Source organism: Pseudomonas sp. HP_01 (genome assembly GCF_055284355.1).
Window position 1 is genome coordinate 1 of the sequence record NZ_JBTOPV010000011.1, and the last position, 24948, is coordinate 24948.

Genomic DNA, 24948 nt, shown 5'->3' on the forward strand with positions numbered 1-24948 from the left:
CCCCACCACCCACCGCTTACCCCCACCCCCCCCCCTGGCCGCCCCCCCCCCCCCGCTTCTCCGCCTCCCCCCCCACCCCCCCCCCCCCCCCCCCCCCCCCCCCCCCCCCCCCCCCCGCTCCTACAGGGGCTCGGCCGTCTGTCCCTGATCGACTCGAGACTCACCCCCATGACCCACAAGAAAAAACCACCCTTCCCGACCCTGTGGAATAACACCCGCGCGGCCTTTGCCTTTCTCGCGCCGGCCACCGTTGCCCTGGCGCTGATCGGCATCTTTCCGACGGTGTTCGCGCTGGTGAACTCGTTCCGCCAGTACAACCTGGCCCGGCCAAAAGACGCGACGCCTTTCATCGGCTTCGACAACTACCTCAATGTGCTCAACGACGCGTCGTTCTGGGCCGCGCTGGGGCGAACCGGGCTGTTTCTCATCACCGTGGTGCCGATCCAGCTGGCGCTGGGGCTGATCATCGCGCTGATGCTGCACAAGCCTGGCCTTTCCGGTTTCAAACTGCTGGCACGCATGAGCCTGGTCATCCCTCTGGCCACCGCGCCCGCCGTGGCCGGGCTGATTGGCCGGCTGATCTTCAACCGCGATTTCGGGGTGGCCAACGCCCTGCTCTCATTGGTCAATGCCGGGCCGGTCGAATGGCTGGGCGACACCACCAACGCGTTCATTGCCGTGGCGCTGATGGACATCTGGCAATGGACGCCCTTCTGCGCGCTGGTGCTGCTGGCGGGGCTGACCATGGTCCCCAATGAGATTGAAGAGGCCGCGCGCCTGGAAACCCGCAGCCGCTGGCAGATCGTGCGTTACGTGCAGCTGCCGTTTCTATTGCCCAGCGCGACGGTGATTCTGATTCTGCGCACCGCTGACATCCTCAAGATGTTCGACACCGTGTTCACCATGACCCGCGGCGGGCCTGGGGCGGCAACCGAACTGGTCAGCGTGTACATCCAGCGCATCGGCTTTCGGGTGTTCGATCAGGGCGTCGCGTCGGCGCAGGCGATCCTCATGCTGATTCTGACCATCGTGCTGGCCCGGCTGTACATCAAATTCGTTTATCGGGAGATCTGACATGGCGACCGTTACGGGCGCGAAAACCTCGGCCACCCCTGCCCACCTGCGGCCACGGGCGAGAGTCAATGGCTGGCATCTGGTCGGCCTGCTGGCGGTCTTCCTGTTCGCGGTGTTTCCGTTCTACTGGATGGTCGCCACCAGCCTCAAGACCCAGGCAGAAGCCCTGGCCTCGCCACCAATCTGGGCGTTCACGCCGCACCTGGATAACTACGTAAAAGTGCTGTTCGAGCGCGATGTCCTGCACAGCCTGGGCAACTCGCTGATCGTCGCGGTCTGCACCACGGTGCTCGCCGTTGGCCTCGGCACGCCGGCGGCTTATGCGCTGGCGCGGTTTGAATTCAAGGGCAAGGAGGATCTGTGGTTCTGGTTCATCACCAACCGCATGCTCAGTCCTATCGTCGTGGCGCTGCCGATCTTTCTGATGGCGCGCAACATGGGCCTGATCGACACCCATCTGGTGCTGATCCTGATCTACCTGACCTTCAACCTGCCCATCGTCGTGTGGATCTGCACTGACCAGTTTCGCGGCGTGCCGAAGGATCTGGACGAAGCCGCGCGGCTGTCGGGCGCGTCACGCTTCACCATCTTCTGGCGCATCGCCCTGCCCCTGGCGATGCCGGGGGTGGCGGTGTCGGCGATCTTCTCGTTCATCTTCTCCTGGAACGAGCTGCTCTATGCGCTGGTGCTCACGCGCAACACCGCCCGCACCGCGCCGGTAACCGCCACCAGTTTCATGAGCGGCTACGACTTGCCCTGGGGCGAGATCATGGCCACCGGCACACTGATCGTGTTCCCGGTGATTATTTTCGCGTTGATGGTATCCAAGCATCTGGTACAAGGGCTGACCATGGGCGCCGTGAAATAGACGCCCCGCTTTACCGGCCACAGTAAGGACACCGCCGTGCAAAACCTTTATCCGGACACCACCGCCCACGCCGAACCGGTGAACACCGAGGACCAGTTCAACATCCGCATCGCCTGGTCCTATTACGTCAACAACATGACCCAGCAGCAGATCGCCGACCGGCTGGGCATCACCCGCGTGCGGGTCAACAAGGCGCTGGCCACCTGCCGCGAAACCGGTGTGGTGCAGATTCGCATTACTTCGCCGCTGGCCGCCTGCATCGAACTGGAAGACCGCCTGCAGGCGCGTTTCGGCCTGCGTCGCGTCACCGTGGTGCCCTCGCCGGATGACCCGGCAAGCATCTTTCGCGTGCTCGGCGTTGGCATTGCGCCGAGCATCGAGGAATACCTCGTCGACGGCAGCATCGTCGCCGTGGGCTGGGGCCGTACGCTGCGCCAGGCGGTGCGCGAACTCTCGGCGCGGGCGCTGCCGAACCTGACCGTGCTGTCGCTGCTCGGCGGCCTGCATTACGGCTCGGCCAACAACACGGTGGAAATCGCCTCGAGTTTTGCCGGGCTGTTCGGCGGCTCCTGGTACTACCTCGCCGCGCCGGTGTTCGCGCCTTCAGAGCAATACCGCGATATGTACCTCGAAGAAGCCTCGGTGCAAGCCGTGCTCGGCAAGGCGCGGCAGGCCGACCTGGCGTTGCTCACCGTCGGTGATTTGAGCGAGCGCTCACTCATGCTGGAACTGGGCCTGGTCAACGATGAGGACGCGCGCTCGCTGCGTGCCGCCGGTGCCGTGGGTGACTTGCTGGGCCGCTGGCTGGACCGCGACGGCAACGAAGTCAATCACCCGCTGAACCGCCGCGCCGTGTCGCTGGACCTGGAAGACCTGCGCCGGATCAAAAAGGTGGTGCTGGTCTCCGGCGGTCCGTACAAGGCCGACATCATTCGCGCGGTGCTGTTGCGCAATGTCGTCCATGAACTGGTCATCGACGAAAGCGCGGCCCGGCAACTGCTCGATGACAACTCATTATGACGACTGCCGCCTTCCCGGCTAAAGCCAGTCCTACCTTCCCCTATGGAGCGATCGCGATGGCCCATCATGACTTTAGCGGCAAGCGGATTCTGGTCACCGGCGCGGGCAAGGGCATTGGCCGGGAAACGGTGCAATGGCTGGAGCGCTGCGGTGCGCAAGTGATCGCCATGGGGCGCAACCCGGATGATCTGGCGTATTGCGCGCTCACGTCGGTCGCGGACCTGGCCGACGTCGACGCGACCCGCGCGGCCGTGGCCTCAGTGTTGCCCATCGACTTGTTGGTCAACTGCGCGGGAGTGGTCGAGCTGGAATCGTTTCTCGACACCTCGGTCGAGACCTTCGATCACTTGATGGCGGTGAACACCCGGGCGCCCATGGTCGTGGCGCAAATCGTCGCCCGCGACCTGATCGCTCGCGGTGTGCCGGGCGCCATCGTCAACGTCTCAAGCCTGGCTGCGGCGGTCGGCACCCGGGATCATCTGGCCTACTGCGCGTCGAAAGCCGCGCTGGATGCCATGACCCGGGTGATGGCCGTCGAGCTTGGCCCTCACGGCATTCGTGTCAACAGTGTGAATCCGGTGGTGACGCTGACGCCGATGGCGGACAAGGCCTGGAGCGACCCCTTGAAGGCCGGTGCGATGCTGTCGCGCATTCCCTTGGGCCGCTTCGTACAGCCCGGGGAAATCGCCGCGACCATCGCGTTCCTGCTCAGCGACGACGCCGGCATGATCAACGGCGTGACGCTGACCGTGGATGGCGGTTTCAGCGCCGGCTGACGCGCGCGGCCAAGGATTCGCTTAGCCCCACAATGTGCGGCCGAAGAACGTCAGCGTACGGTCCATGGCCAGCTGTGCCCAGACCGGATCGTATTGCGTGCCCGGGATCCGGCCAGGCCCGACGGCTTCTTCGTTGGCGAAGGCGTGGTGCGCCAGGTAGCGGTGGAATTCCAGGTCGACACCGCCTTCGCTGAGTTTGGCTTCGAGCTGATCGACGCCTTCCGCCGGGAAGAACTCATCCTGGGTGCCCCAATGCGCCAGCACCGGCACCTTAATCGCCGCAGGGTCGAGGAATTCCAGCGGCGGCATGCCGTAGAACACCACGCCAGCGGACAGCTCGGGGATGAAGTTCAGTGCCAGCAGGGTCAGCGCGCCGCCCATGCAAAAGCCGGTGACACCGACTTTCTGGCTGTGGCCCTTGAGGTACTGCACCGCGCCGCGAATGTCTTGGGTGGCGGCGTCGGCGAAGTCGAGTTTGTCCATCAGGTGATGGGCTTCTTCTTCCTCGACCGTCATTTCGCCACGGTACAGATCGGGCACCAGCGCCAGATAACCGCACGCCGCCAGCCGATCGGCCACGCCACGGATCTGATCGTTCAGGCCCCACCATTCCTGAATCACCACCACCGCCGGTGCGCCTTCGGTCTTGGCCGGGCTGGCCAGATAGCCACTCAGTTCTTTGCCGTCCGGGCGCTTGAACGTGATGGTCTTGCCCGTTGCCTGTGTCGATGCCTGAGTCATGGGGTTCTCCGGAGAAGAAATTCGGTTGGGTTAACAGCGTGAGCCGACTGACCGTCAGTTCTACGACAGCAACGCAGCGCTGAACAGCGCGACGCACATGAAATTAATGACAGGTTCGGCGTGGCATCCGTTCAGCCGTTCTGCAGATCCGTGCCCATGGCAGCGCCACTGAGATCCCGGCAACGCTCGTCACGTGGGGCCGAACGACGATCGCGCAGCTGCTTTTTCAGGGTGGCCGCCGAGGGCGCATAAAGGAAGCCGAAGGACACACTGTTGCGCCGGCCTTTGACCGCGTGGTGCATCAAGTGCGCGTGATAAAGGCGTTTGAGGTAGCGACTGCGCGGACGCGGTCGCGCGGGCCAGTGGCGATGGACCATGCCGTCGTGAACCAGCACGTAAATCAAGCCGAACGCCGCAACGCCTGCGCCCACCCATTGCAGCGGGTCGTGGCCGCTGTTGCCGGCAACGATCAGCGCGATCGCCACCAGGGCCAGGGCCAGCAGATAGAGGTCGTTGGTTTCGAAGGCGCCGAGCTGTTCTTCGTGGTGGGACTTGTGCAGGCACCAGCCCCAGCCGTGCATGACGTACTTGTGGGCGAGGAAGCCGACCCCTTCCATGGCGACAAGGGTCAGGAGAAAAATGATGAAGTTGAAGATCATAGCGTCGGGAAGGCCGATGGGTCTGGGCGTCGAGGAGCAGCATACCGGGGTCACGGGAAATTTCCAGATTCACGCTCACAACGTTTGCTTTCCTGACCAACCGATGTAAAAAATGGCCCCATGGGTGAGCGTCTCGAACGTTCACTGTATTCGTGCCCTGCCCCCTCGCGGCGGCCGGCACCGCTTTCAAGGAATCAAGAATGGCTCCAAGACACGTCATCAACGCTTCGGTCAGCCCGAAGGGCAGCCTGGAAACCCTGTCGCAACGTGAAGTCCAGCAGCTCAGTGCCGCGGGCTCCGGCAGCATTTACACCCTGTTCCGCCAGTGCGCCCTGGCCATCCTCAATACCGGCGCCCATGTCGATAACGCCAAGACCATCCTCGAGGCCTACCAGGACTTCGAAGTGCGCATCCACCAGCAAGACCGCGGCGTGCGCCTTGAACTGCTGAATGCTCCGGCCGACGCCTTCGTCGACGGCGAGATGATCGCCAGCACCCGGGAAATGCTCTTCAGCGCCTTGCGCGACATCGTCTACACCGAGAGCGAGCTCGACAGCCAGCGCATCGACCTGAGCAGCTCCCAGGGCATCACCGATTACGTTTTCCACTTGCTGCGCAACGCCCGCACCCTGCGCCCCGGCGTCGAACCGAAGATGGTGGTGTGCTGGGGCGGCCACTCCATCAACACCGAAGAATACAAATACACCAAGAAAGTCGGCCATGAGCTGGGCCTGCGCAAACTGGACATCTGCACGGGCTGTGGCCCTGGCGTGATGAAAGGCCCGATGAAGGGCGCAACCATTGCCCACGCCAAGCAGCGCATCACCGGCGGTCGTTATCTCGGCCTGACCGAGCCGGGCATCATTGCGGCCGAAGCGCCGAACCCGATCGTCAACGAGCTGGTGATCCTGCCGGACATCGAAAAGCGCCTGGAAGCCTTCGTGCGGGTCGGCCACGGCATCATCATTTTCCCGGGTGGCGCGGGTACGGCAGAGGAATTCCTCTACCTGCTGGGCATCCTCATGCACCCGGACAACCAGGACCTGCCGTTCCCGGTCATCCTGACCGGCCCGAAAAGCACCGCTCCGTACCTGGAGCAACTGCACGCGTTTGTCAGCGCGACCCTGGGCGAAGAAGCCCACAAGCATTACCAGATCATCATCGACAACCCGTCGGAAGTGGCGCGGCAGATGACCCTTGGCCTTGCTTCGGTGCGCCAGTTCCGCCGCGACCGCGCCGACGCGTTCCACTTCAACTGGCTGCTGAAGATCGAAGAGAGCTTCCAGCGCCCCTTCGATCCGACCCACGCCAACATGGCCAGCCTGCAACTGCGCCGCGACCTGCCGCCCCACGAACTGGCGGCCAACCTGCGTCGGGCGTTTTCCGGGATCGTGGCCGGCAACGTCAAGGACAAGGGCATTCGCCTGATCGAGGAGCACGGCCCGTATGAAATCCACGGTGACGCTGAAGTGATGCAGCCGCTGGACAAGCTGTTGCAGGCCTTCGTCGAGCAGCACCGGATGAAGCTGCCGGGCGGCGCGGCCTACGTGCCGTGTTATCGGGTGGTTTCATAACACTGTATCCGCCTGTTGTCATACTTCAGGCGCCATACCGCACCTCCCTGTGGGAATGAGCTTGCTCGCGAAGAGGCCCGATCGGCCAACGTATATCTCGCGGTAGTGAAACGGCCTTCGTGAGCAAGGTGGAGCGCCACCCCGGTCACTCCCACATGAACCACATTGTTCGTAAGACCTGCATCTCCCTCGCATTCCGGAATCGCCCCATGATCCACATCCGCCCCATGACCGCCGACGACTTCGAGATCTTCTGGCCCACCTTTCAGGCAGTGGTCCGGGCGCAGGAAACCTACGCCTATGCCCCCGACCTGACCTTCGAGCAAGCCCGGCACCTGTGGCTGGAATACCCGCTGCACACGCTGATCGCCGAAGAAGACGGCGTGCTGCTCGGCAGCTATTACCTCAAGGCCAACGCGGCCGGCCCTGGCAGTCATGTCAGCAACTGCGGCTACATGGTTACCCCGGCCGCGCGCGGTCGCGGCGTCGCGCGCCTAATGTGCGAGCACTCCCAACAGCTGGCGCTGGACAGCGGATTTTCGGCCATGCAGTTCAACTCGGTGGTGGCCACCAACGACGTCGCCGTCGCGCTCTGGCAGAAACTCGGTTTTGAGATCGTCGGCCGTCTGCCTCGCGCTTATCGCCATGCCCGGCTCGGGCTTGTGGATTGTCTGGTGATGTACAAATGGCTGGCCGACATGCCGGCCTCGCGCAAAGCCAAAAGCCCGTTACTGATAGGACGCAAGAACATCGAATCGGTGATCTCTCGCCCCCGACGCAAGCACTCTGACGGATCGGCCTGATCTTTTCAGAGAATCGGCAACTGCCCGCCGGCATGACGCTTTTGGGGCTCTGCATGGCGCTTTCAAACTTGCCGGAATGCCATCTCTCGACGATTCTCTATGCACGGCCGGATTGGCCGTGCTCACAAGAAACGCGCCGGAGAGGCCAGCATGACGACCGTAGCCGAACTACTGAAGTTGAAAGACCCGCATCACGCTGACGTCCACACCGTCGGGCCCGGGCAGATGGTCATCGAGGCGATCAAGTTGATGGCCGAGAAAAACATTGGTGCCGTGCCGGTGGTGCGCGATGGCAAGGTAGTCGGCATCGTCAGCGAGCGGGATTACGCCCGCAAGATGGAGCTCAAAGGCCGCGCCTCGGCCGGCACCCCGATCAGCGACATCATGACCCACGACGTACAGACCGTGGGTTCGCAGCACACGGTCGAGCACTGCATGAACATCATGACCGACCGCCGATTGCGCCATTTACCGGTGGTGGACGAAGGCCAACTGATCGGTCTGCTGTCCATCGGCGACCTGGTCAAGGCAGCTATTGCGGAACAGGCCAGGCTGATCGAAAAAATGCAGGAATACATTCGCGGCGAAAGCTACTGAGCCCACCAAGCAAAAGCCGGAGCTTCATGGGCTCCGGCTTTGCTTTGCGCGTGTGAATGGATTGCCGGTTAGCGGACCTTGAAGCGATCGATCATTGCCACCAGTCGCTCGTTGGAAGCCATCAGCGCGTCCACGCTGGTGTCGGTCTGCTGACCACAACCCACCAGTTCGCCGACCATGTGCCGAATGGCGATCATGTTCTGATTGATCTCTTCGGTCACCGCACTCTGCTCTTCTGCCGCCGTTGCAATGTGCGCGCTCAGGTCATGAATGCGCAGCACTGAACCGGCCATCCCGTCCAGGCCCTCGTTGACCCGCGAGGTACGGTCGGCCGTCGACTGGCAACTGACCTTGGTTTTTTCCATCGCGCCCACCGCGGTGCTCACGCCCTGCTCCAGTCGCGCAAGCATCTCGTTGATCTCCGACGTGCTCTGCTGGGTGCGACCGGCCAGCGCCCGCACCTCGTCGGCCACCACGGCAAAGCCCCGGCCCTGCTCGCCGGCCCGCGCCGCTTCGATGGCCGCGTTGAGCGCCAACAGGTTGGTTTGCTGAGCAATGCCGCCGATGACCCCGAGCACATCGGTGATGCGCTTGGCGTCGACCTGCATTTCCTGCACGTATTTGGTCGCGTCTTCAACTTCCGCCACCAAGGCCCGCACGCTGACCGACGCTTCGTCGACGACTTCGCGGGAGCGCTGGGCGGCATCGTTTGCCGATTGGGTAAAGCTCGCCGTCTGCGTAGCGCTCTCGGCGACGCTGTCGGCGGTGGCGCTCATCTCGTTGATCGCGGTCACCGCCTGATCGGTTTCCGAGGCGTGGCGGTTGAGGATCTGGTTGATGTTGCGCGACTGATCCTGCAACTGCACCAGCCCGGCCGAGATCTGCTCGGTACCGCTGCGCACTTCGACAATCATGGCTTGCTGGAAGGCAATGAACTTGTTGACCGAGTGGCCGACAGCGTCCAGTTCGTCCTGGCCTTTGATCGGAATGCGGCGGGTCAGGTCGGCTTCGCCCGAGGACAGCGCGTCGATGTTGGTGCGCAAAACCGTCAAGCGTGCCAGCAGGCGATGGAAGGCAAAACCCAGCACCACCAGCAACAGCATGACCAGTGGAATCTGCAGCCAGCCCAAGGTTTTCAGCACCTCGGTGCTGCTGGCGGTGAGCATGGCGGTCGGCAGCGAGGTGGCGATCATCCACGGCGTGCCCACCACCGGACGCAGGAAGAAGGTCAGGTCACCCAGTTGCGGGTCGATGTATTCACGGGAATACACAGCGTCGCCAGAGACCTTGCCCAGACCGTCCTGAATGGCCTTGGCGAACATCGACTCGCCACTGAAGCCTGCGATGTTCTTGAGGATGATTTCGCCGGGAATGCGGCTCTGGTTAGTGAGGATCTTGCCGTCGCGCTCGACGATCATCACCTGACCCTGAATGTCTTTTTCCTTTTCCTGGATCAGGCCGTTGAAGAAGCCAAGGGTGACGTCGATGGTCGAAACGCCGTACAGCGCGCCATCCTTGTAGATGCCCATGGCGCAGTTGGTGCGCGGCTGCGGGCTGGCTTCATCCTGATAGGCGGCCGCCCAGGCGCATTTGCCCTTGGGTGCGTTCTGCCCGGCGCGGTGCCATGGCTGTTCCCAGTAATTGGGCGCAGGGTCGGAGTTCCAGAACGTGCTCACCACCAACTGACCACTGCCGTCACGGTGGAAAAACGAACTGTGTTTGTTGCGCCCCGGGGTGCGCTTGTCCGGCATCGGCCACACGCCGCCGCCGAAGACTTTCTGATCGCCGTATTGATCGACCAGGCCTGGCAGCACTTTGTCGATGCCATCGCTGTCCAGCAGCGGCACTGCCTGGGTGATCGCCCGGGACTGCGCCTCTACACGCGCCAGGTCCGACAGGATACGCGTGCCGATCTGATCAACCTGGCCCAGCACCACCTGCTCCTGGGTCGCGCGGACCTTGGGCGTCACCAAGTGGACGATGCCCTGCTCGGTGATCACTGCGATCACCACCATCAAGGCCACAAATATGACCGTATAGCGCGCCTGCACTGTTTTAAACATCGTCGACCCCATGCCATGAATTTTGTAGTTGTTTTGCGCAACGCTAAATTAGCTATCGACCGAAAGCCGACAAGGATGAGGGGCCGGAAAATTGTTTTTTCCCGGCGCAGCAGGGGCGTCACTGCACCGGGAGGAAGTTCAGGAACAGCAGGCTCTGGGCGTAATTCAAACCGATGCGTCTATATCGCTCGTCGAGCATCTGGGTGAGCAGATCCAGGCGCGCCACGATCTTGCCGAATTCGGTGGCGAAACTGAGGTTGCTGCCCTCCTCTGAAATCTCGTTGGAGAACAACAGCAGCTCGCCATTGGCGTTTTGCCGCTGGCTTAACAGCCAGGTAGCCTTCTCGATATTGCGCGCAGCATTGTTGACGAACGTCGGGTTGATCTGGTCGGTCATGAAGAATTCGAGGCGCCCACCGTGGGCCGTGACCAGCATGCTGCCAATGGCATAAATGAACGCGCCGACGCGATCGCCAAGGAATTCCGGGCTCAGGGCGTAGCTCAGCGCCGCCAGGTCACGTCGCGTGCCCAACTGCGGCAACGGCTTCTGTTGCTCGATGGCCTGTCGCACGTTGCGTTCGGCAGCCGCAGCGTCGACGAAGCCGGACTTGCGCCACTCGCCGGGATTGCGCAGGTAGAGTTTGTTCATCAGCAGGTAAAGGCTGTCGAGGTTGTCGGCCATGGACAGCGTCGCCATGCGGTCCACGCTGGTCTGGAAGAACTCCTGGGGACGCGTCTCGCTGAACTGCGTGGCGACATCCCGGCCGTCCTGGCGCGTACAACCCGCAGCGCCGAGCCCGAGCATGCACAGGGCAAACAGCGGGCTCAGGCGTCGGCCAACGGATAAAACAGAGAACACGGCGAGCATCAATCCCAAGCTTGAACGAACTGGACGCCGCGTCAATCGCCGCGTCCCGGGGAAGGTCAGAACGGCTCACGGCGAAAAAGTGCCCTTTGGGCGGCAAATCCGCGGCGCTTTACGGCGCGTCGACTGTAAGGCGGCCGTCATGTCGGCTTTCACGCAAATGATTCCCTCATCCATTTGACGCAGCCCTCGGCTTTCACCAAGCTAGCCGCCTTCGCATGATTTTCAGGAAACACCCCGCGTGATCACTACAAGCCTGCACTGGCGCCGTTTCGTATTTTGCCTCGCTCCACTGATCGCCCTGCTCGCTGCCTGCGACGGCGGCGCGCCGAAGACCAAGCCCTCCGAAGCAACGACCTACGTCGGCGTCGAGTGGGACAAACTCCCGGCGGTGAACGACACCGACCTGATGGCGGGCTACAACAGCTGGTTCTCGGCGTGCAAGCGCCTGGCCAAGGACCCGGTCTGGGGCGGTACGTGCGCCCTCGCCGCCCAGGTCCCGCAAAACCCTGCGGCGGTGCGCGACTTTCTCAAGAATCAGCTGCAGGTCTACAGCCTGCGTTCGTCCGAGCACGGCGCCAACGGGCTGATCACCGGTTATTACGAGCCCATCTATAAAGGCAGCGAGCAGCGCAACGATGAGCATCCGGTGGCGGTGTATGGCGTGCCCGATGACCTGATCATCGTCAACCTCGACAGCATCTATCCCGAGCTCAAGGGCAAGCGCCTGCGCGGGCGCCTTGATGGCCGGGTGCTGCGTCCCTACGACGACGCTGCCACCATCGGCAACAAAGGCGCCAATGCCCCCGTACTGGCCTGGCTTGAAAACCCCATTGATCTGCAGTTCCTGCAGATCCAGGGATCGGGGCGGGTTCAGTTGGAGAACGGTCGTCAGTTGCGCATCGCCTACGCCGACCAGAACGGCTACCCGTACAAGCCGATTGGCCGCTGGCTGGTGGAGCAAGGGCAATTGACCAAGGACGAAGTGTCCATGGGGCGCATCCGTGATTGGGCGATTGCGCACCCCGACCGCGTGAATGAACTGCTCGGCAGTAACCCCAGCTACGTGTTTTTCACCCAGCGCCCGGACAGCACCGAAGGCCCGCGCGGTTCGCTGAATGTGCCGCTGACCGCCGGTTACAGCGTGGCGATTGACCGCAAGGTGATCCCACTCGGCAGCCTGTTGTGGCTGTCGTCGACGCGCCCCGACGGCACGCCGCTGGTACGCCCGGTGGCGGCGCAGGACACCGGCGGCGCCATTGCCGGCGAAGTTCGCGCCGACATGTTCTGGGGTACCGGTGACGCGGCGGGCGAACTGGCCGGGAATATGAAGCAACAAGGTCAGATCTGGATGCTGTGGCCCAAGGGCGCCGCGCTGCCCGATGCCAAACCCAAGGACTGATCAAGCTGAACCGCCGACTGATGCGCCCCACGCGTCAGCCGGCGTCACTTCAGGGTTGACTCACTCCCGCGCCATGAGTCATTCCCGGGTTGAACTGAAATCGGTTTCAAGTATCACAGCATGCTTCTTCCCGGAAACCCTTCCTGATCTGCCATGAATACCTCCAACACTCCGCATGACTTCAACATGGCCTGGCTGCTGTTCGCCCTCGCCATGGGCGCGTTTGCCATCGGTACCACCGAATTCGCGTCGATGACCTTGCTGCCGTTCATTGCCAGCGACTTCCATGTCACCCAGCCCCTGGCCGGGCATGCCATCAGCGCCTATGCCCTGGGCGTGGTCATCGGCTCGCCGGTGATCATGGTCTTAGGCGTGCGTCTGCCGCGCCGGGCCTTGTTGGTGGCACTGGCCGCCTTCATCGGAATCGCCAACGCGCTGAGCGCCGTCGCACCTTCGCTGCCATGGCTGGTGTTCTTCCGCTTCCTCAGCGGGTTTCCCCATGGCGCGTATTTTGGCGTGGCCATGCTGCTGGCTGCTTCGCTGGTGCCGAAGAACCGCCGTGCCCAAGCGGTATCCCGCGTGTTCATGGGCCTGACCATCGCCACCATCGTCGGCGTGCCGTTCGCCACCTGGATCGGCCAGACCATCGGCTGGCGCTGGGGCATGGCCATCGTTGCCGGGCTCGCCGTCATCACTGCGCTGCTGATCCGTTTCCTGGCACCCGCTACACCTGCCGAGGCCGACGCCAGCCCCTTGCGCGAACTCAACGCCCTGCGCTCGCGGCAGGTCTGGCTGACCCTGGGTATCGCCGGCATCGGCTTTGGCGGGATCTTTTGCGTGTACACCTATCTGGCCGCCACGCTGATCGAGGTCACCCACGCGTCCGATTTCATGATTCCGGTGGTCATGGCCGTGTTTGGCCTGGGTACCACGGTGGGCAACCTGATCTGCGGCTGGGCCGCCGACCGCGCCACGATGCTCGCCGCCGGTGTCTCGCTGGGCTTCACCGCACTGGTGCTGGCGCTCTATCCCTCGGCCACCGGCAACCTCTGGCTGCTCATTCCGCTGGTGTTCTTCATTGGTTGCGGCGTGGGCCTGGCGGCCATCCTGCAAACCCGCCTGATGGACGTTGCGCCCCATGCGCAGTCTCTCGCGGGCGCACTGGTGCAGAGTGCGTTCAATGTCGCCAACGCCATCGGCCCGCTCGTGGGTGGGGTGGTGATCGCAGCGGGCTACGGTTTGCCGGCCACTGGCTATGCGGCAGCAGCGTTAACGCTGGGCGGTCTGGGTATGTGGTATTGGGCGCTGATGGATGCGCGGCAGGCTGATCGCCGCTTTGCCCGGCAGGCTTCAGGGTCAGCCTGAAGCCGCGAGCTGTTTACGTGCGACGTTGATCCGTGCGTCGCCCTGACACCGTGTCCGGGCGAGCCTGGACCTTTCAGACGTCGGGGTCTGCCTCATCGGGCGACGGAAACAACGTATCGACCTTGTGCTTGCTTGAAGTGCGGACCGGCGCCATGGCAGCGGACTCCGCCAGGCGTGTGGCCATTTCCCAGTGACGGGACTCCTGCCCTTCAGGCTTGCCTTCGGTTTCCCAGATCAACTGGGCCAACTGACGAACAGTGTCTTCGTCGACATTCATGCGTATCCCCCATTTATGCTTGCGCAAGACATTGGCCGGCGCCAGCGCGGTGCCGAATCCATCGTCCGCTACGGTACCCGCCATGAACAGTACCAGCCGATAACGAGGGTAAATGACGGGCGTGCAATGACCGGTGAACGCAAGCCGGCCGCTGACCGGACTTAACGGATCCACCGGAAATCGACGGCGAACCACGATGGCCGCCTCAATCCCTGTTGCGTTTGAGCAGCAGGCTGGCCACCAGGCCCACGCCCGCTGCAACACCCACGGCCGCCCACGGATGGGTGGTGACGTAGGATTTCGCATTGCCCACCGCGCGGGTCAGCGCAGGCTGCGCAGCCATTTCGATCTCAGTCACCGGGCTGGTCCCACGGGCGAGAAAATCTTTCAGCCGCTCACGGGCCTGGGTGGTGCGATCTTCGTTCAAGGCATCCCCTGCCGCCAGCAAGGCATTGGTCTCATCGAGAAAAGTGTTCAGCTCGGAACGGGTTTTCTGATAAAGATCGTCACGCAGTTTTTCTGTGATATCGCTTGCCATAATAATTCTGCCTCCTGGGGTGTGAGAAAGGTTGACTGAAGCGCTAATCGATTCGTTCCAGTGACTTTGAAAAAACCCCTTTATGCCGCGCTGCAAGCGATCAACCATCGCTCGCCGCGCAGACTGAATGGGGACTCAATAGCCGTATGCCGTGTTCAAGAGGGAATCCATGAAAGTCGTGCCGATACTCGAGCTGCCCGCCGACCAGCAAGCCCGCGTCCGGCAACTGCGCAACCAGCCAGACGTGCGCAAGTTCATGTACACCGACCATGAAATCAGCGAAGCCGAGCATTTGAGCTGGCTAGAGGCGCTCCGCTCCAGCGTCCGGCAGCAGGTCTTCGTCATCGTGATCGACGCATCGCCTGTGGGCGTTGTTTCGCTGAGCGCGATCAACACCACCCATGGCACGGCGGACTGGGCCTTCTACCTCGACACCACGCTGCAGGGCAAAGGCCTCGGCAGTCAGGTGGAGTTCTGGATGCTCGACCACGCGTTCGGCGCCGCAGGTCTGGAGAAACTCAACTGCGAAGTGCTGGAGATCAATCCGGCAGTGATCAAAATGCACCAGAAATTCGGCTTCGTGATTGAGGGGGTGCGGCGGGAACACATCGTGCGCGATGGCAAACGTATCGGCGCAGTGTTGCTGGGCATCACCAACAGTGAATGGCAGGCGCAGCGGCCCAAGGTGCTGGCAGCGGTGGAACGGATTTCGGGGCGCCGTTAGCGCATGCTGCCGGCATGCGTGCCCATGCGCATTTTGGTGCGGAGAACGATGAATGCAGATCAGGCGATGTTCAAGAGCCGAACGGCTGGGCGTTCATCGGCTTTGCAATACAAATAGTCCCGCCATTTTCTGAACGCGCTCTGCTGCCGGACGAAGGCCACTTCCCACTGCACGCCGCCGATATGCTCGACGGGGATCGACATCATCTGCTCGGTCGCCTGATCCAACTCGCTGATCAGGTCGAGTGCGTTGGGAATGTCGTAGATCTGAGGTCTCATCCGGGGCACCTTATTTTTTGATTAATGAATGGAGTGCCCAACCCCTTGATAGTGCGCGCGTTCCGACGAATGGCTGTTTTGTTTAACACAACGGTGGTGTTGTAAGAAAAGCCCCACACGAAGGTGGGGCCTGATGTCAGTGGGCCTTTCAGCTGTTGCCCGGGGAGGACTCTTCGTCTTCATCGACAGGGGGATTGTCAGGAATCTCCATCTCATCCAGCCCCTTGTTTCGGGCTTCGGTTGCCGCGTCTTCACCCTGATGGGTGGACTCGGTATCAGCGTGGGTGTCGGGATAAACCTCTTCTTTGCTGCCCGGCTCGGCAGGCCCCTGGTACGCGTTATCCGGCCCGTTGTCTTCGATACCCATGATGATCTCCAATACGAGACGCAGGAAATCTGCGCTTACAGGACAGAGGTGCATCAGCACGGATTAGTGGCCGGAGGAAGATGAATGGCGCGTGAACACCGTGCGACGCACTGAATCCTGCGAACAAAAAAACCGCCGAAGCGGTTTCTTTTGTACAGCCCAACCCCGTTGGTGTCACACCTTGAAGCGAGCCACCATGTTCTGCAGGGTGTTGCCCAGGCGTGCCAGTTCCAATGTCGAGGCCGCGCTCTGCTCCGTCGCAGTGGCGGACTGGTCGGCGACGTCACGCACACTGATGACGCTGCGATTGATTTCGTCGGTCACCGCGCTTTGCTCCTCAGCTGCGGCCGAAATTTGCTGGCTCATCTGCTCTATGGTGCCGATGGAATGGGTAATCTCGATGAGTGCTTGCTCGGCCTGACGCGCAAGCTCTACGGTGCCCTCTGTCCGGCGCATGCTGGCGTCCATCAAGCTCGACGCTTCCACGGTGCCGTGCTGGAGGGCCTGGATCAGCGCTTCGATTTCAGTGGTCGAGCTTTGTGTCCGCTGAGCCAGTGAACGGACCTCGTCGGCCACCACCGCAAAACCGCGACCCTGTTCGCCGGCGCGAGCAGCTTCGATGGCTGCGTTGAGGGCGAGCAGGTTGGTTTGCTCCGCAACAGCCTTGATCACGTCGATGACGCTGCCGATCTTATCGCTGTCGTGGGTCAAACGCTGCATCGCCACGCCCAACTGCCCGACTTCTCCAGACAACTGACTGATTTCCTTGGTTGCATGCTGCACGACCGCACTGCCATGGGCCGCGCGCTCGGTGGCTTGCCTGGCCGCGCGCGAAGCGTCTTCGGTGTTTTGCGCGACCTCCTGCACGGTCGACGCCATTTCATTCATGGCCGTTGCAACCTGGTCAACTTCCAGTTTCTGCTGGGTGACGCCGGCGCTGGTCTGCTCGGTCGCGGCCGACAACTCTTCGGCGGCGGTTGCGATCTGGGTAACGCCCTGACCAATGCCGCCAATCAGTTCGCGCAGGGAAGACGTCATATGCTGCATGGTGTTTTGCAGCAGGCCCAACTCGTCTCGCCGGTCTGTGCCAATGTCGTGGGTCAGGTCGCCATCGGCGATGCGCCGGGCCGCAATAACACTGTCGTTAAGTGGACGAGTGATCTGACGAGTGATCAATGCCGCCGCGAGGACGCCCAGTAACAGCACAACTAACGCTACGCTGAACAATTGGATGATCGCGTTGCTCTTTTCATTATTTGCCGCAACGACCTGTGAGGCCATCAAGTCCTCGGCACTTTTAACGGTGTCGGTCGTGAGCTGCTGTAACGCGTCGCGCATCTGATCATTTTGCTGCAGCATCTGCGAGATGATCGCCATGTTCTCTCTGTACTGCCGAAGCGCGACAAGCGAGGTGTCGACGGCTGCACTTGACTGTACGGGTAGTTGGCTGCGGGCTGCGGCCACCTGGGCGAGCAGTGCGTCGGCAGTCGCGAACGTGGCTTGGCGATTGTCTGCGTTAGGAATGCTCAAGTAACGACGGAATACCAGGCGGAAGTTGGTCATACCATTGCGCAGGTCGCCTGCAATTTTCACATGGTCGATACCGGCCTGGTCTGGCGAGCGTGAAGCATCCTCCAGCGTCTTCTGCAGCAGGTTCTCGAAGGTAGCGCTGACCTCATCGGAGACCTTGATCAACGGCTTCATCGCCCCATCGATTTTCTGGTTGTTGCTGACCAGTTGATCGAAGGTTTTCCTGAGTTCTGCTGCCTTGTTATCGATTGCCTTGAGCATGTCCACGTTTTTGGGGACGGTCAGAATCTGCAGACCTCTATCGATGGTGCCGTTTAATGACACAAGAGCTGCGCTATATGCCTCCGCAGCGCTCGCACTGGGGTTGGACGCGTAAGTTTGCGACGCCACTTTAACGTCGAGCATATTGGCCTTCACCTCAGCGACTCTGCCTGCTTTTTCCAGTCGTTTGATCAGCAGGTCCGCGCTGTTATAGCCAATCCCGGTAACCACCAGGACGCCGAGCAGAATGGCACCGAAGCCTATGCCCAGCTTCTTGCCGACTTTCAAATTATCCAACCAGTTGGATTTCATCGCCTCAAACCTTTGATTTTTTCGTAATGCTCCGTTATCGACTCATTAGTCGAAAAGTTAATCAAAAGGGTCATCGGTAAAACTGATGATTCGGTTCGAAATTATCTATCGTTTCAAGCGAAGGATGGATCGCTCAAGGCGCCGCTCCCATGCCGCGCGCGGTGAGCTGTTCCGCCGTTTCCTTGCGTTCAGAATAGCGATCCACCAGATAAGCCTGGCGGCCGCGCAACAGCACGGTGAACTTGACCAGCTCCTCCATCACGTCAACCACCCGGTCGTAATACGCGGAAGGCTTCATCCGGCCGGCCTCGTCGAACTCCATGTAGGCCTTGGGCACAGAAGACTGATTGGGGATGGTGAACATCCGCATCCAGCGCCCCAGCACGCGCAGCTGATTGACCACATTGAAGGACTGTGAGCCGCCACACACCTGCATGACTGCCAGGGTTTTACCTTGCGTGGGGCGAACGGCGCCGAGTTCGAGTGGAATCCAGTCGATCTGCGCCTTGAACACAGCGGACATCGCACCGTGCCGTTCTGGTGAACACCACACCTGGCCCTCAGACCATAGCACCAACTCGCGCAGCTCCTGGACCTTGGGATGATCCACCGGAGCGTCATCCGGCAGCGGCAATCCAGAGGGATTGAACAGGCGCGTCTCTGCACCGAAATACGCCAGCAGACGAGCAGCTTCCTCAGTCAACAGACGGCTGAACGAGCGTTCCCGGGTCGACCCGTAGAGCAGGAGGATGCGTGGTTTGTGATCGCTCAGGCTGGGCGAGGCCTGCATGCCGTCGAAAAGTGAAAGATCGAGATTAGGGAGTTCCTCTTGCATATCTCCTCCTGTCAAAGACCGCCGATTCGATCAAGCTCGCGCTTGAGCTCATCGCGACTGAGGGTGCTGAAAGGGAGCGCGATAAACGCTCTGCAGCGCGCCTCGATCCGGGCCAGCGTTGCGCGGAAAGCCGCGTCAACCGTCGCTTCATCACCCTTCACGTCGGATGGATCTTCCAGCCCCCAGTGGGATTTGAGCGCCGGGCCAAAATACACCGGGCAGCTCTCGTTCGCCGCTTTATCACAGACGGTAATGACGATATCTGGCAGGTTGTCCGCGAAGGCTTCGTTGCCCTTGCTGCTCAAGCCGTCTGTGGCAATACCGGCTTGCTGAAGCGTGGTGAGGCTGCGCGGCAACACCTGTCCTTTGGGAAAGCTTCCGGAACTCACTGCCTCAAGCCCTGGCGGCGCAAGGTGATTGAACATGGCTTCCGACAGAATGCTACGGCAGCTATTGGCCGTGCACATGAAGAGTACTCGCATGGATTTTTTCCTCCGGCGTTAGCGGTAAACCGATGCCGGCGTAATGCCCAGGCACCGAGGGTGAACGGCGAAACGTCAGCAACAGGAAACGTCCCGAATGGGCCGCCCTTCCATGCTCAGCAGGCGCTGCGCGCTGTGGTGCAGCCATTCGGTGTTGGCGTTCAGCGTTAACTGCAACATCTCTGTCACCCACGCGGGAAGGTGCGGATTCAGGCGGTAATAAACCCACTGCCCCTGGCGGCGATCCAGCAACACCCCGCCGCTGCGCAGTTGGGCTAGGTGACGGCTGATCTTTGGCTGGCTGTCCTGGAGAGCAAACATCAGTTCGCACACACAGAGTTCGCCCTGGCTGGCAATCAGGAGGGTGGCGCGGGCGCGTGTCTCATCGGCCAGGCTTTTAAATAATTCGGGTGGAGTGATCATGGTGGACACGGTGGTTTACAAGCATACGAATATACGGATATCCATATATTTAACGCAAGTCTGCGCTTGCGACATGATTTCGGCTGCGTGGATCCTAGTTGCACCTCACGATCCACAGCTGGCCGATCTTCGTGGTGAAGCTCTGGCTCATCAGATCACGCCGCATGGCCCACGCAGGGTCAGCTGGCACACTTGCCGCGCGCAACGTTCCACGCCCCCACTTGGCATTGATCTCATCCAGCACGTTCATCACCTTCTCGGCTTCCACAGGTTGCGAATGGGCAAACAGGTCGTCGGTAAATTCACCGGGCTGCCGCAGATCCATTAGAAGGACTTCGGCCTTGCTGTATTTGAAGCCTTCCCGGAATAACCGGTTGACCGCCTCCGTCGCCGCTTTCGTCATCAAGCGCACGTCGTTGGTGGGATACGGCAATTCGACCATGGCGCCGTTGGCGTATTTGGCCTCCTCGGGATTGAACATCCCCGTTCGGATACTGACCCGGATCCTCTTGCACAGCGAGTTCTGTGCCCGGAGCTTTTCCGCAGCGCGCTGGGTGTAGGTGGCGACGGCTTCCTTAATGGGCTCAATAGTCGTCAAACGGCTTCCAAACATTCGGCTGCAGCAGATCTCTTGCTTGGGCGGATCGACCTCCCCCAATTCCAGGCATGGGGTTCCCGACAACTCGCGCGCAGTCTTCTCGATCACAACGCTGAATTTCTGCCGCAGCGTCCAGGGATCGGCCTTGGCCAGATCCATCGCGGTCTTGATCCCCATGGTTTCGAGGTGGGCCTTCATACGCTTGCCCACGCCCCAGACCTCGCCGACGTCCGTGTTACGCAACGTCCAGTCACGGTTGAACGGATCGCAGATATCGACCACCCCGCCGGTCTTCGCCAGCAAGCGTTTTGCCGTGTGATTGGCGAGCTTTGCCAGTGTTTTGGTGCGGGCTATGCCCACGCCCACCGGGATGCCGGTGCGCTTGTAGATCGTCGCCCTAATCTGCCTGCCGAACGCCCTCAGGTCGCCGGGGATGCCAGACAGGTCAGCAAAGGCCTCGTCGATGCTGTAGACCTCCAGCGCGGGGACCATCGATTCGATGATGCTCATGACCCGCTCGCTCATGTCGCCATACAGTGCGTAATTGCTGCTGAACGCGATCACACCGTCGCGGCGCAACTGGTCCTTGATCTGAAAGTAAGGCGCACCCATCTTCACGAACGGCTTAGCGTCGTAGCTTCGGGCAATCACGCAGCCGTCGTTGTTGGACAGCACCACGATGGGCGTTTTGGCGAGGTCAGGCCGAAAGACACGCTCGCAACTGGCATAAAAGCTGTTGCAGTCAATCAACGCGAAGACGGGCTCAGGCTTTGTCATGATCGCGGACGCTGTATTTCACCACGGCCAAGATCACCCGCTCGGCCAGTACGTGAAAGGAGTAAAGACGCAGCTTTTCGCCGCCGGCCGAAGATGGGCCAAGAATAGTGACACTCATGATGCAAGCCTTGCCGTGAATAACTGTACGTATATACAGTTAACGTTCTAGCCTGCTTCCGGTCAATGTATTGTGCAGGAATTTTCGACGGGTGACCGTGGGTGTGGACGCTACTCGATCGACGAGCCTGCGGACCATTGCCCTGAGGGGCTTGTGCCAGAGCAGTTGGTTATTCATGTGGAGCGCTACAATGTCACGCCGACGACTCGCGTCGAGATGATGAAGATGTGGGGCACGCCGGCCGAGCAATCCACTGGGTTCGAAGTGGGCCATACCCTGCAATGGCCAACCTGCGAATCAGCCAGGGTGTTATTGAAGGCACACATCCCTGATGTAGGTCGGTACTGAGAGGCGCCAGTTCGCTGCCTGCCACCGGGTCATGCAGCGCTCTATCGACGAGCTTGTCGAGGTGTTGCCGCAGTATCGTTTCGACCAGACCCCGTTCTTTCAACGGGAGGCTATACCCAGCTCGGCAGAGTCAATTCCCTGCCGGTGGGAAAGGATAAGGCTGGGCCACCGTAAGTACTGCGCATGACGCTCAGTTCATTACAGCGGGCTCCATCCATGTTTAGGAATTGTTAGTACAGATTGTCAACTTTTCGCTTTTCCAGCGTGTAGGTTTTCAGATCAATCTCGTTAGCTGAAAGCCTGGCGTCAAGACGATCCATGTCCCGGCGCTTCAAGCTGGCTACATGAGCCTTTGATGCCTGATAGTTGATGGACTCAGCTGCGTCGTAGCCACTGACAGGATCCCAGATAATGGACAATGGCCACAGCAACAGGTTGACAACACCGTAGCCGTAGGCGCGCCCGTAGAACGACCCACCGCCAGGCAGGAGGCCCAGTCCTGCGGCCAGGCCTGGGCTTTTTTCTTGAACATCAAGATGGTTGGCACGATAGCCCGCCAGTTCAGATTCCTGCGTGTGATCCAAACCGGAAGCGCAGCCAGCAGTCAAAACTAACAAAACGGCTGCTGACAAGTTGCGAAGAGCGTACATCTGAATTCCCTATATAAATAATGCTCAGCCAGAGCTGGAACTGAGCGCCGCGCATTGTACACACTTAAATCGGCCATAGATGGCCTAATGCTACATTTCTCTTACTTCTCATATGAGGTGTCATTCCCCCCTGCCCGTCCGCGCATGGAAAAGGGGCGTCAGTTCGATGAAGTGCCAACTCTCTGCATGGGGTACATCGCCTTCTGAACCATTGAAGGCAGTCCGGGCAACAGGCTGGCCATGACGATAAAGTTCTTGTGCACCTCGCCGATAGGTACACATTCCCCCGTAAGCCATGGAGCATTGGATGTTTAATCCACGTGAGGCAGAACTAGACCATCTGTACAACCGGGTCGTCCTGCTAACTATCGCATGCTGTGTTTTATTAGCATTTGCCGCGATGGCTAGAAACGAAGGTTTCACCTACGCAGCCCTTCAGTGGAATGGGAACCAAGTGACCGGCACGGTGACGCAGCTGGAAGAAATCCCGAGAAACCCACTCGCAAAAATCGTCCACTACCGTTACGTGGACCAAGATAACCGGCCTCACGAAGGGCAATACCTGGACACTGGATGCGGCGAGAGGGAAAACTGTGGAGTAGACGAAGACGTCACCCTGATCTATTCGCGCTGGTTTCCGGATTACAGCGCCGTCGCAGCCAACGTCCATAGCTTTCGGCCAGGTTTTTACATCATGAGCGGCGGCGTACTGATTTCGCTGCTCTTCTTCGGGATTTCCTTCTGGACGCTCGGTCGCATCAGCGCCATGAAGCGAGATGACACACAGCACCTCCATACGAAATACTGAGTCTCAGCCTCGAATACTGAGCAACGATCTCGGTGATTGTCGGGTGCGCTGCGGTGGAACTGACTATTTCGAGCCGTAATTCTTGCACATGTCTTTGGCGACATACGCCCCCATTGGGGAGTGCATCAAGTTGTCGGCCATGCTGCTAACCTCGAATTTATAGGCAGGGTCAGATTTGATTTTTCTCACTTCTGCCTTTGTTGCCTCATCAATGGTGGAATCCGATGCCATGGCGTTCTCAACATCGCTCTTCATGCCAGGATTCGCGTTATTGCAGACCTGCTCCATTGCAACCAGCACTACAAGGCCTTGCTGCTTTTCATCTTCCGGGCTCGCGAAAGAGTTGCCGGCATAGCCCAACAGAGCCAGACAAAGCGGCAGAGCAGACATTCTGATCGACAACATTCAAAAACTCCCTATTGATAGAAACTTCGGCCCGCACGCTAGCAGCCAAAGCGACTCGCACCTTATCGCGCACCAAAACCCGTCAGACCAAGCTATCCGCCACCGTCGGAAACAATCATCAGGCTAACTACTCAGGCTTGGCGTCCGGTATCCACAATGAGCACGCTGATGCAGATTGTGCGATCAACCAGTCGTGATCCCGTTTCCCGAATGGTCGCGGCATTCCCGCAGATATCCGAAGCGCCATATTGTAGGAGCCCGACACCTCAGTGGGTGTAGGGGTCGCCTCACCCAACTTCGAATTGGTTTTAAGTCCGTTTATCGCGCCTTGAAGAGCGAGCGCTTGCTTTAACGTATCGGAGGTTTCTTCGATTATCGAAACAACGACGGACGCTGCGTTTGAGCAGCGATCCATTTTTGCCCATTGTTTCATCTGTGCTTCATCAGCCCATGCAGCGGCAGAGGCCGCGAGCAGCATAAAACCAATCCAGTAGCGCATAGCTCGAATCCATTCAGTAAGCAGGCCGCTTTAATACCTTAATTCAGCCCCTATCGCCACCGGCCCTTCGGAAGCAAATCGTCGAGGCCGCCGCGAAGATGCTGCCTGGTGAGCCTGAAACCTGAGCACCAGAAAATCATGGGCGGGGCTGTAAGAACTGCTCGCCGAGCATCGACTGAATTGCCAGTTCCGTGAGCTCAGAGATGACGTGTCTGCAACAATGAAGTCAGGATGAGCCCCGAAAATCTCCAGACATGAAAAAGCCCAACCTGAGAAGATTGGGCTAAGTCATTGAAAAATATGGTCGGGACGGAGTGATTCGAACACTCGACCCCTAGCACCCCATGCTGGTGACTGTGGGACCGCAAGCCGTTGAACTGTAAAGAGAAATACACCTAATCGACGCCGCAAAATACGGCCCTTTTTGTGATTTCGCAAACGAAAACACGCGGCCTTCAGAGGAGGTTTTGCGCACGTCTCCGGCCTTCTGCCACCCTACACCGCCCCCTTGTTTGTTAGATCAGCGACCCGCAGCCGACCAGGGTATATGGACGTCCTCGCGGCACATCCTCGACGTGCCGATGTCACGTCTGCGACGTCACATGCCGCTCTCGACTTCCTAGTCAGGCCTCTTCTTTCCCTCCAGTAGATGAATGAGAGGCAGGGCAGAACGCATCATCTGCTAACCTACCCAAAAAGGAGGAGTGACACACATGGAAAGAAGAAAGGCTGTGAGAGGTACTGATGATATCAAGATCAACACTGGCGATGGCACAGAGCTGAAATACTGGTCCACTAAGTTCGGGGTTAAGAAGGCCGATATTCAGGCCGCGGTCACTGAGGTAGGGGATTCGTTGACCGCCGTGACCGACTACTTTAGGTCCCGGCGGTAATGTGGCGCGGCTCAAAAC

General features: G+C 60.3%; 29 protein-coding genes, 1 tRNA gene and 1 pseudogene. 12 read left to right on the top strand and 19 right to left on the bottom strand.

Annotated features, from left to right (window positions below; genetic code table 11):
* Nucleotides 1-168 precede the first annotated feature (168 nt).
* Genes ACYAR8_RS07995 through ACYAR8_RS08010 form a run of 4 tightly spaced genes read left to right on the top strand, consistent with a single transcriptional unit; the run spans nucleotide 169 to nucleotide 3738 of the window.
* Nucleotides 169-1074 carry a carbohydrate ABC transporter permease gene (locus ACYAR8_RS07995; protein WP_463579570.1) on the top strand — a complete coding sequence of 302 codons (906 nt, stop codon included), beginning with the start codon at nucleotides 169-171 and terminating at the stop codon, nucleotides 1072-1074.
* A 1-nt stretch (nucleotide 1075) separates the two neighbouring features.
* Nucleotides 1076-1942 (top strand): carbohydrate ABC transporter permease, encoded by an 867-nt coding sequence (locus ACYAR8_RS08000; RefSeq protein ID WP_463579571.1) that lies wholly within the window; start codon nucleotides 1076-1078, stop codon nucleotides 1940-1942.
* Between the two features lie 36 nt (nucleotides 1943-1978).
* Nucleotides 1979-2962: a sugar-binding transcriptional regulator gene (locus ACYAR8_RS08005; protein WP_463579572.1), complete on the top strand. Its 984-nt coding sequence runs from the start codon at nucleotides 1979-1981 to the stop codon at nucleotides 2960-2962.
* Between the two features lie 56 nt (nucleotides 2963-3018).
* Nucleotides 3019-3738: an SDR family oxidoreductase gene (locus ACYAR8_RS08010; protein ID WP_463579573.1), complete on the top strand. Its 720-nt coding sequence runs from the start codon at nucleotides 3019-3021 to the stop codon at nucleotides 3736-3738.
* Between the two features lie 21 nt (nucleotides 3739-3759).
* Here ACYAR8_RS08010 and ACYAR8_RS08015 read toward each other — a convergent pair whose 3' ends face one another.
* Together ACYAR8_RS08015 and ACYAR8_RS08020 are read right to left on the bottom strand one after the other, a co-directional pair.
* On the bottom strand, nucleotides 3760-4479 hold the full coding sequence (locus ACYAR8_RS08015; RefSeq protein ID WP_108120205.1) for a dienelactone hydrolase family protein: 720 nt from the start codon (nucleotides 4477-4479) through the stop codon (nucleotides 3760-3762).
* A 131-nt stretch (nucleotides 4480-4610) separates the two neighbouring features.
* Nucleotides 4611-5138, bottom strand: coding sequence for a sterol desaturase family protein (locus ACYAR8_RS08020; protein WP_463579658.1), 528 nt, complete (start codon nucleotides 5136-5138; stop codon nucleotides 4611-4613).
* Nucleotides 5139-5338: 200 nt separating this feature from the next.
* On the opposite strand from ACYAR8_RS08020, the gene ppnN reads away from it, so the two are divergent.
* The 3 genes from ppnN to ACYAR8_RS08035 all read left to right on the top strand — a co-directional run bounded on the left by ppnN (nucleotide 5339) and on the right by ACYAR8_RS08035 (nucleotide 8112).
* Nucleotides 5339-6712, top strand: a complete 1374-nt coding sequence (gene ppnN / locus ACYAR8_RS08025) for a nucleotide 5'-monophosphate nucleosidase PpnN (protein ID WP_065991552.1) — start codon at nucleotides 5339-5341, stop codon at nucleotides 6710-6712.
* A 209-nt stretch (nucleotides 6713-6921) separates the two neighbouring features.
* Complete coding sequence (locus tag ACYAR8_RS08030) at nucleotides 6922-7515, top strand: GNAT family N-acetyltransferase (protein ID WP_463579574.1); 594 nt, start codon at nucleotides 6922-6924, stop codon at nucleotides 7513-7515.
* 150 nt (nucleotides 7516-7665) lie between these two features.
* A complete protein-coding gene (locus tag ACYAR8_RS08035; protein ID WP_074887530.1) occupies nucleotides 7666-8112 on the top strand; it encodes a CBS domain-containing protein in 447 nt (148 codons plus the stop codon).
* 68 nt (nucleotides 8113-8180) lie between these two features.
* Here ACYAR8_RS08035 and ACYAR8_RS08040 read toward each other — a convergent pair whose 3' ends face one another.
* Complete coding sequence (locus ACYAR8_RS08040) at nucleotides 8181-10175, bottom strand: methyl-accepting chemotaxis protein (RefSeq protein WP_463579575.1); 1995 nt, start codon at nucleotides 10173-10175, stop codon at nucleotides 8181-8183.
* A 118-nt stretch (nucleotides 10176-10293) separates the two neighbouring features.
* On the bottom strand, nucleotides 10294-10980 hold the full coding sequence (locus ACYAR8_RS08045) for a hypothetical protein (protein ID WP_425438854.1): 687 nt from the start codon (nucleotides 10978-10980) through the stop codon (nucleotides 10294-10296).
* 301 nt (nucleotides 10981-11281) lie between these two features.
* Here ACYAR8_RS08045 and mltA point away from each other — a divergent pair, with 301 nt between their 5' ends.
* On the top strand, nucleotides 11282-12442 hold the full coding sequence (gene mltA / locus ACYAR8_RS08050; RefSeq protein WP_463579576.1) for a murein transglycosylase A: 1161 nt from the start codon (nucleotides 11282-11284) through the stop codon (nucleotides 12440-12442).
* A gap of 153 nt (nucleotides 12443-12595) precedes the next feature.
* Nucleotides 12596-13807: an MFS transporter gene (locus ACYAR8_RS08055; protein WP_463579577.1), complete on the top strand. Its 1212-nt coding sequence runs from the start codon at nucleotides 12596-12598 to the stop codon at nucleotides 13805-13807.
* Nucleotides 13808-13880: 73 nt separating this feature from the next.
* Here the strand turns inward: ACYAR8_RS08055 and ACYAR8_RS08060 are convergent, their stop codons facing one another.
* Together ACYAR8_RS08060 and ACYAR8_RS08065 are read right to left on the bottom strand one after the other, a co-directional pair.
* Nucleotides 13881-14279 (bottom strand): DUF2934 domain-containing protein, encoded by a 399-nt coding sequence (locus tag ACYAR8_RS08060; RefSeq protein WP_463579578.1) that lies wholly within the window; start codon nucleotides 14277-14279, stop codon nucleotides 13881-13883.
* A 10-nt stretch (nucleotides 14280-14289) separates the two neighbouring features.
* Nucleotides 14290-14622, bottom strand: a complete 333-nt coding sequence (locus ACYAR8_RS08065) for a glycine zipper domain-containing protein (RefSeq protein WP_074887418.1) — start codon at nucleotides 14620-14622, stop codon at nucleotides 14290-14292.
* A gap of 169 nt (nucleotides 14623-14791) precedes the next feature.
* On the opposite strand from ACYAR8_RS08065, the gene pseH reads away from it, so the two are divergent.
* Nucleotides 14792-15346, top strand: coding sequence for a UDP-4-amino-4,6-dideoxy-N-acetyl-beta-L-altrosamine N-acetyltransferase (pseH, locus tag ACYAR8_RS08070; protein WP_074887414.1), 555 nt, complete (start codon nucleotides 14792-14794; stop codon nucleotides 15344-15346).
* A 59-nt stretch (nucleotides 15347-15405) separates the two neighbouring features.
* Here pseH and ACYAR8_RS08075 read toward each other — a convergent pair whose 3' ends face one another.
* The 10 genes and pseudogenes from ACYAR8_RS08075 to ACYAR8_RS08120 all read right to left on the bottom strand — a co-directional run bounded on the left by ACYAR8_RS08075 (nucleotide 15406) and on the right by ACYAR8_RS08120 (nucleotide 22325).
* Entirely contained in the window at nucleotides 15406-15624 is a 219-nt protein-coding gene (locus tag ACYAR8_RS08075; RefSeq protein ID WP_108120191.1) for a hypothetical protein, read from the bottom strand.
* A 148-nt stretch (nucleotides 15625-15772) separates the two neighbouring features.
* A complete protein-coding gene (locus ACYAR8_RS08080) occupies nucleotides 15773-15991 on the bottom strand; it encodes a hypothetical protein (protein ID WP_463579579.1) in 219 nt (72 codons plus the stop codon).
* 174 nt (nucleotides 15992-16165) lie between these two features.
* Nucleotides 16166-17038, bottom strand: a complete 873-nt coding sequence (locus ACYAR8_RS08085; protein ID WP_463579659.1) for a methyl-accepting chemotaxis protein — start codon at nucleotides 17036-17038, stop codon at nucleotides 16166-16168.
* A 30-nt stretch (nucleotides 17039-17068) separates the two neighbouring features.
* Nucleotides 17069-18094: pseudogene (locus ACYAR8_RS08090) on the bottom strand (methyl-accepting chemotaxis protein); the annotation flags it as partial.
* Between the two features lie 133 nt (nucleotides 18095-18227).
* A complete protein-coding gene (gene arsH / locus ACYAR8_RS08095; protein WP_463579580.1) occupies nucleotides 18228-18929 on the bottom strand; it encodes an arsenical resistance protein ArsH in 702 nt (233 codons plus the stop codon).
* A gap of 11 nt (nucleotides 18930-18940) precedes the next feature.
* On the bottom strand, nucleotides 18941-19411 hold the full coding sequence (locus tag ACYAR8_RS08100) for an arsenate reductase ArsC (RefSeq protein ID WP_074887402.1): 471 nt from the start codon (nucleotides 19409-19411) through the stop codon (nucleotides 18941-18943).
* Nucleotides 19412-19486: 75 nt separating this feature from the next.
* Nucleotides 19487-19834 carry a metalloregulator ArsR/SmtB family transcription factor gene (locus ACYAR8_RS08105; RefSeq protein ID WP_074887525.1) on the bottom strand — a complete coding sequence of 116 codons (348 nt, stop codon included), beginning with the start codon at nucleotides 19832-19834 and terminating at the stop codon, nucleotides 19487-19489.
* 94 nt (nucleotides 19835-19928) lie between these two features.
* Complete coding sequence (gene umuC / locus ACYAR8_RS08110; RefSeq protein ID WP_463579581.1) at nucleotides 19929-21209, bottom strand: translesion error-prone DNA polymerase V subunit UmuC; 1281 nt, start codon at nucleotides 21207-21209, stop codon at nucleotides 19929-19931.
* Nucleotides 21196-21327 (bottom strand): hypothetical protein, encoded by a 132-nt coding sequence (locus tag ACYAR8_RS08115; protein WP_463579582.1) that lies wholly within the window; start codon nucleotides 21325-21327, stop codon nucleotides 21196-21198. Before ACYAR8_RS08115 ends, umuC begins: the two co-directional genes overlap by 14 nt.
* 578 nt (nucleotides 21328-21905) lie before the next feature.
* Nucleotides 21906-22325, bottom strand: a complete 420-nt coding sequence (locus tag ACYAR8_RS08120) for a hypothetical protein (protein ID WP_074887397.1) — start codon at nucleotides 22323-22325, stop codon at nucleotides 21906-21908.
* 307 nt (nucleotides 22326-22632) lie between these two features.
* Here ACYAR8_RS08120 and ACYAR8_RS08125 point away from each other — a divergent pair, with 307 nt between their 5' ends.
* The gene (locus ACYAR8_RS08125) at nucleotides 22633-23133 is read left to right on the top strand and encodes a hypothetical protein (protein WP_463579583.1); all 501 of its coding nucleotides are present in this window, start codon (nucleotides 22633-22635) and stop codon (nucleotides 23131-23133) included.
* A 63-nt stretch (nucleotides 23134-23196) separates the two neighbouring features.
* Here the strand turns inward: ACYAR8_RS08125 and ACYAR8_RS08130 are convergent, their stop codons facing one another.
* The 3 genes from ACYAR8_RS08130 to ACYAR8_RS08140 form a co-directional block, all read right to left on the bottom strand.
* Nucleotides 23197-23538 (bottom strand): hypothetical protein, encoded by a 342-nt coding sequence (locus ACYAR8_RS08130; RefSeq protein ID WP_463579584.1) that lies wholly within the window; start codon nucleotides 23536-23538, stop codon nucleotides 23197-23199.
* Between the two features lie 127 nt (nucleotides 23539-23665).
* Entirely contained in the window at nucleotides 23666-24037 is a 372-nt protein-coding gene (locus tag ACYAR8_RS08135) for a hypothetical protein (protein ID WP_463579585.1), read from the bottom strand.
* Between the two features lie 301 nt (nucleotides 24038-24338).
* Nucleotides 24339-24445: transfer RNA gene (locus ACYAR8_RS08140), tRNA-Pro, on the bottom strand.
* Between the two features lie 305 nt (nucleotides 24446-24750).
* On the opposite strand from ACYAR8_RS08140, the gene ACYAR8_RS08145 reads away from it, so the two are divergent.
* On the top strand, nucleotides 24751-24930 hold the full coding sequence (locus tag ACYAR8_RS08145; protein ID WP_463579586.1) for a DUF3606 domain-containing protein: 180 nt from the start codon (nucleotides 24751-24753) through the stop codon (nucleotides 24928-24930).
* Nucleotides 24931-24948 lie beyond the last annotated feature (18 nt).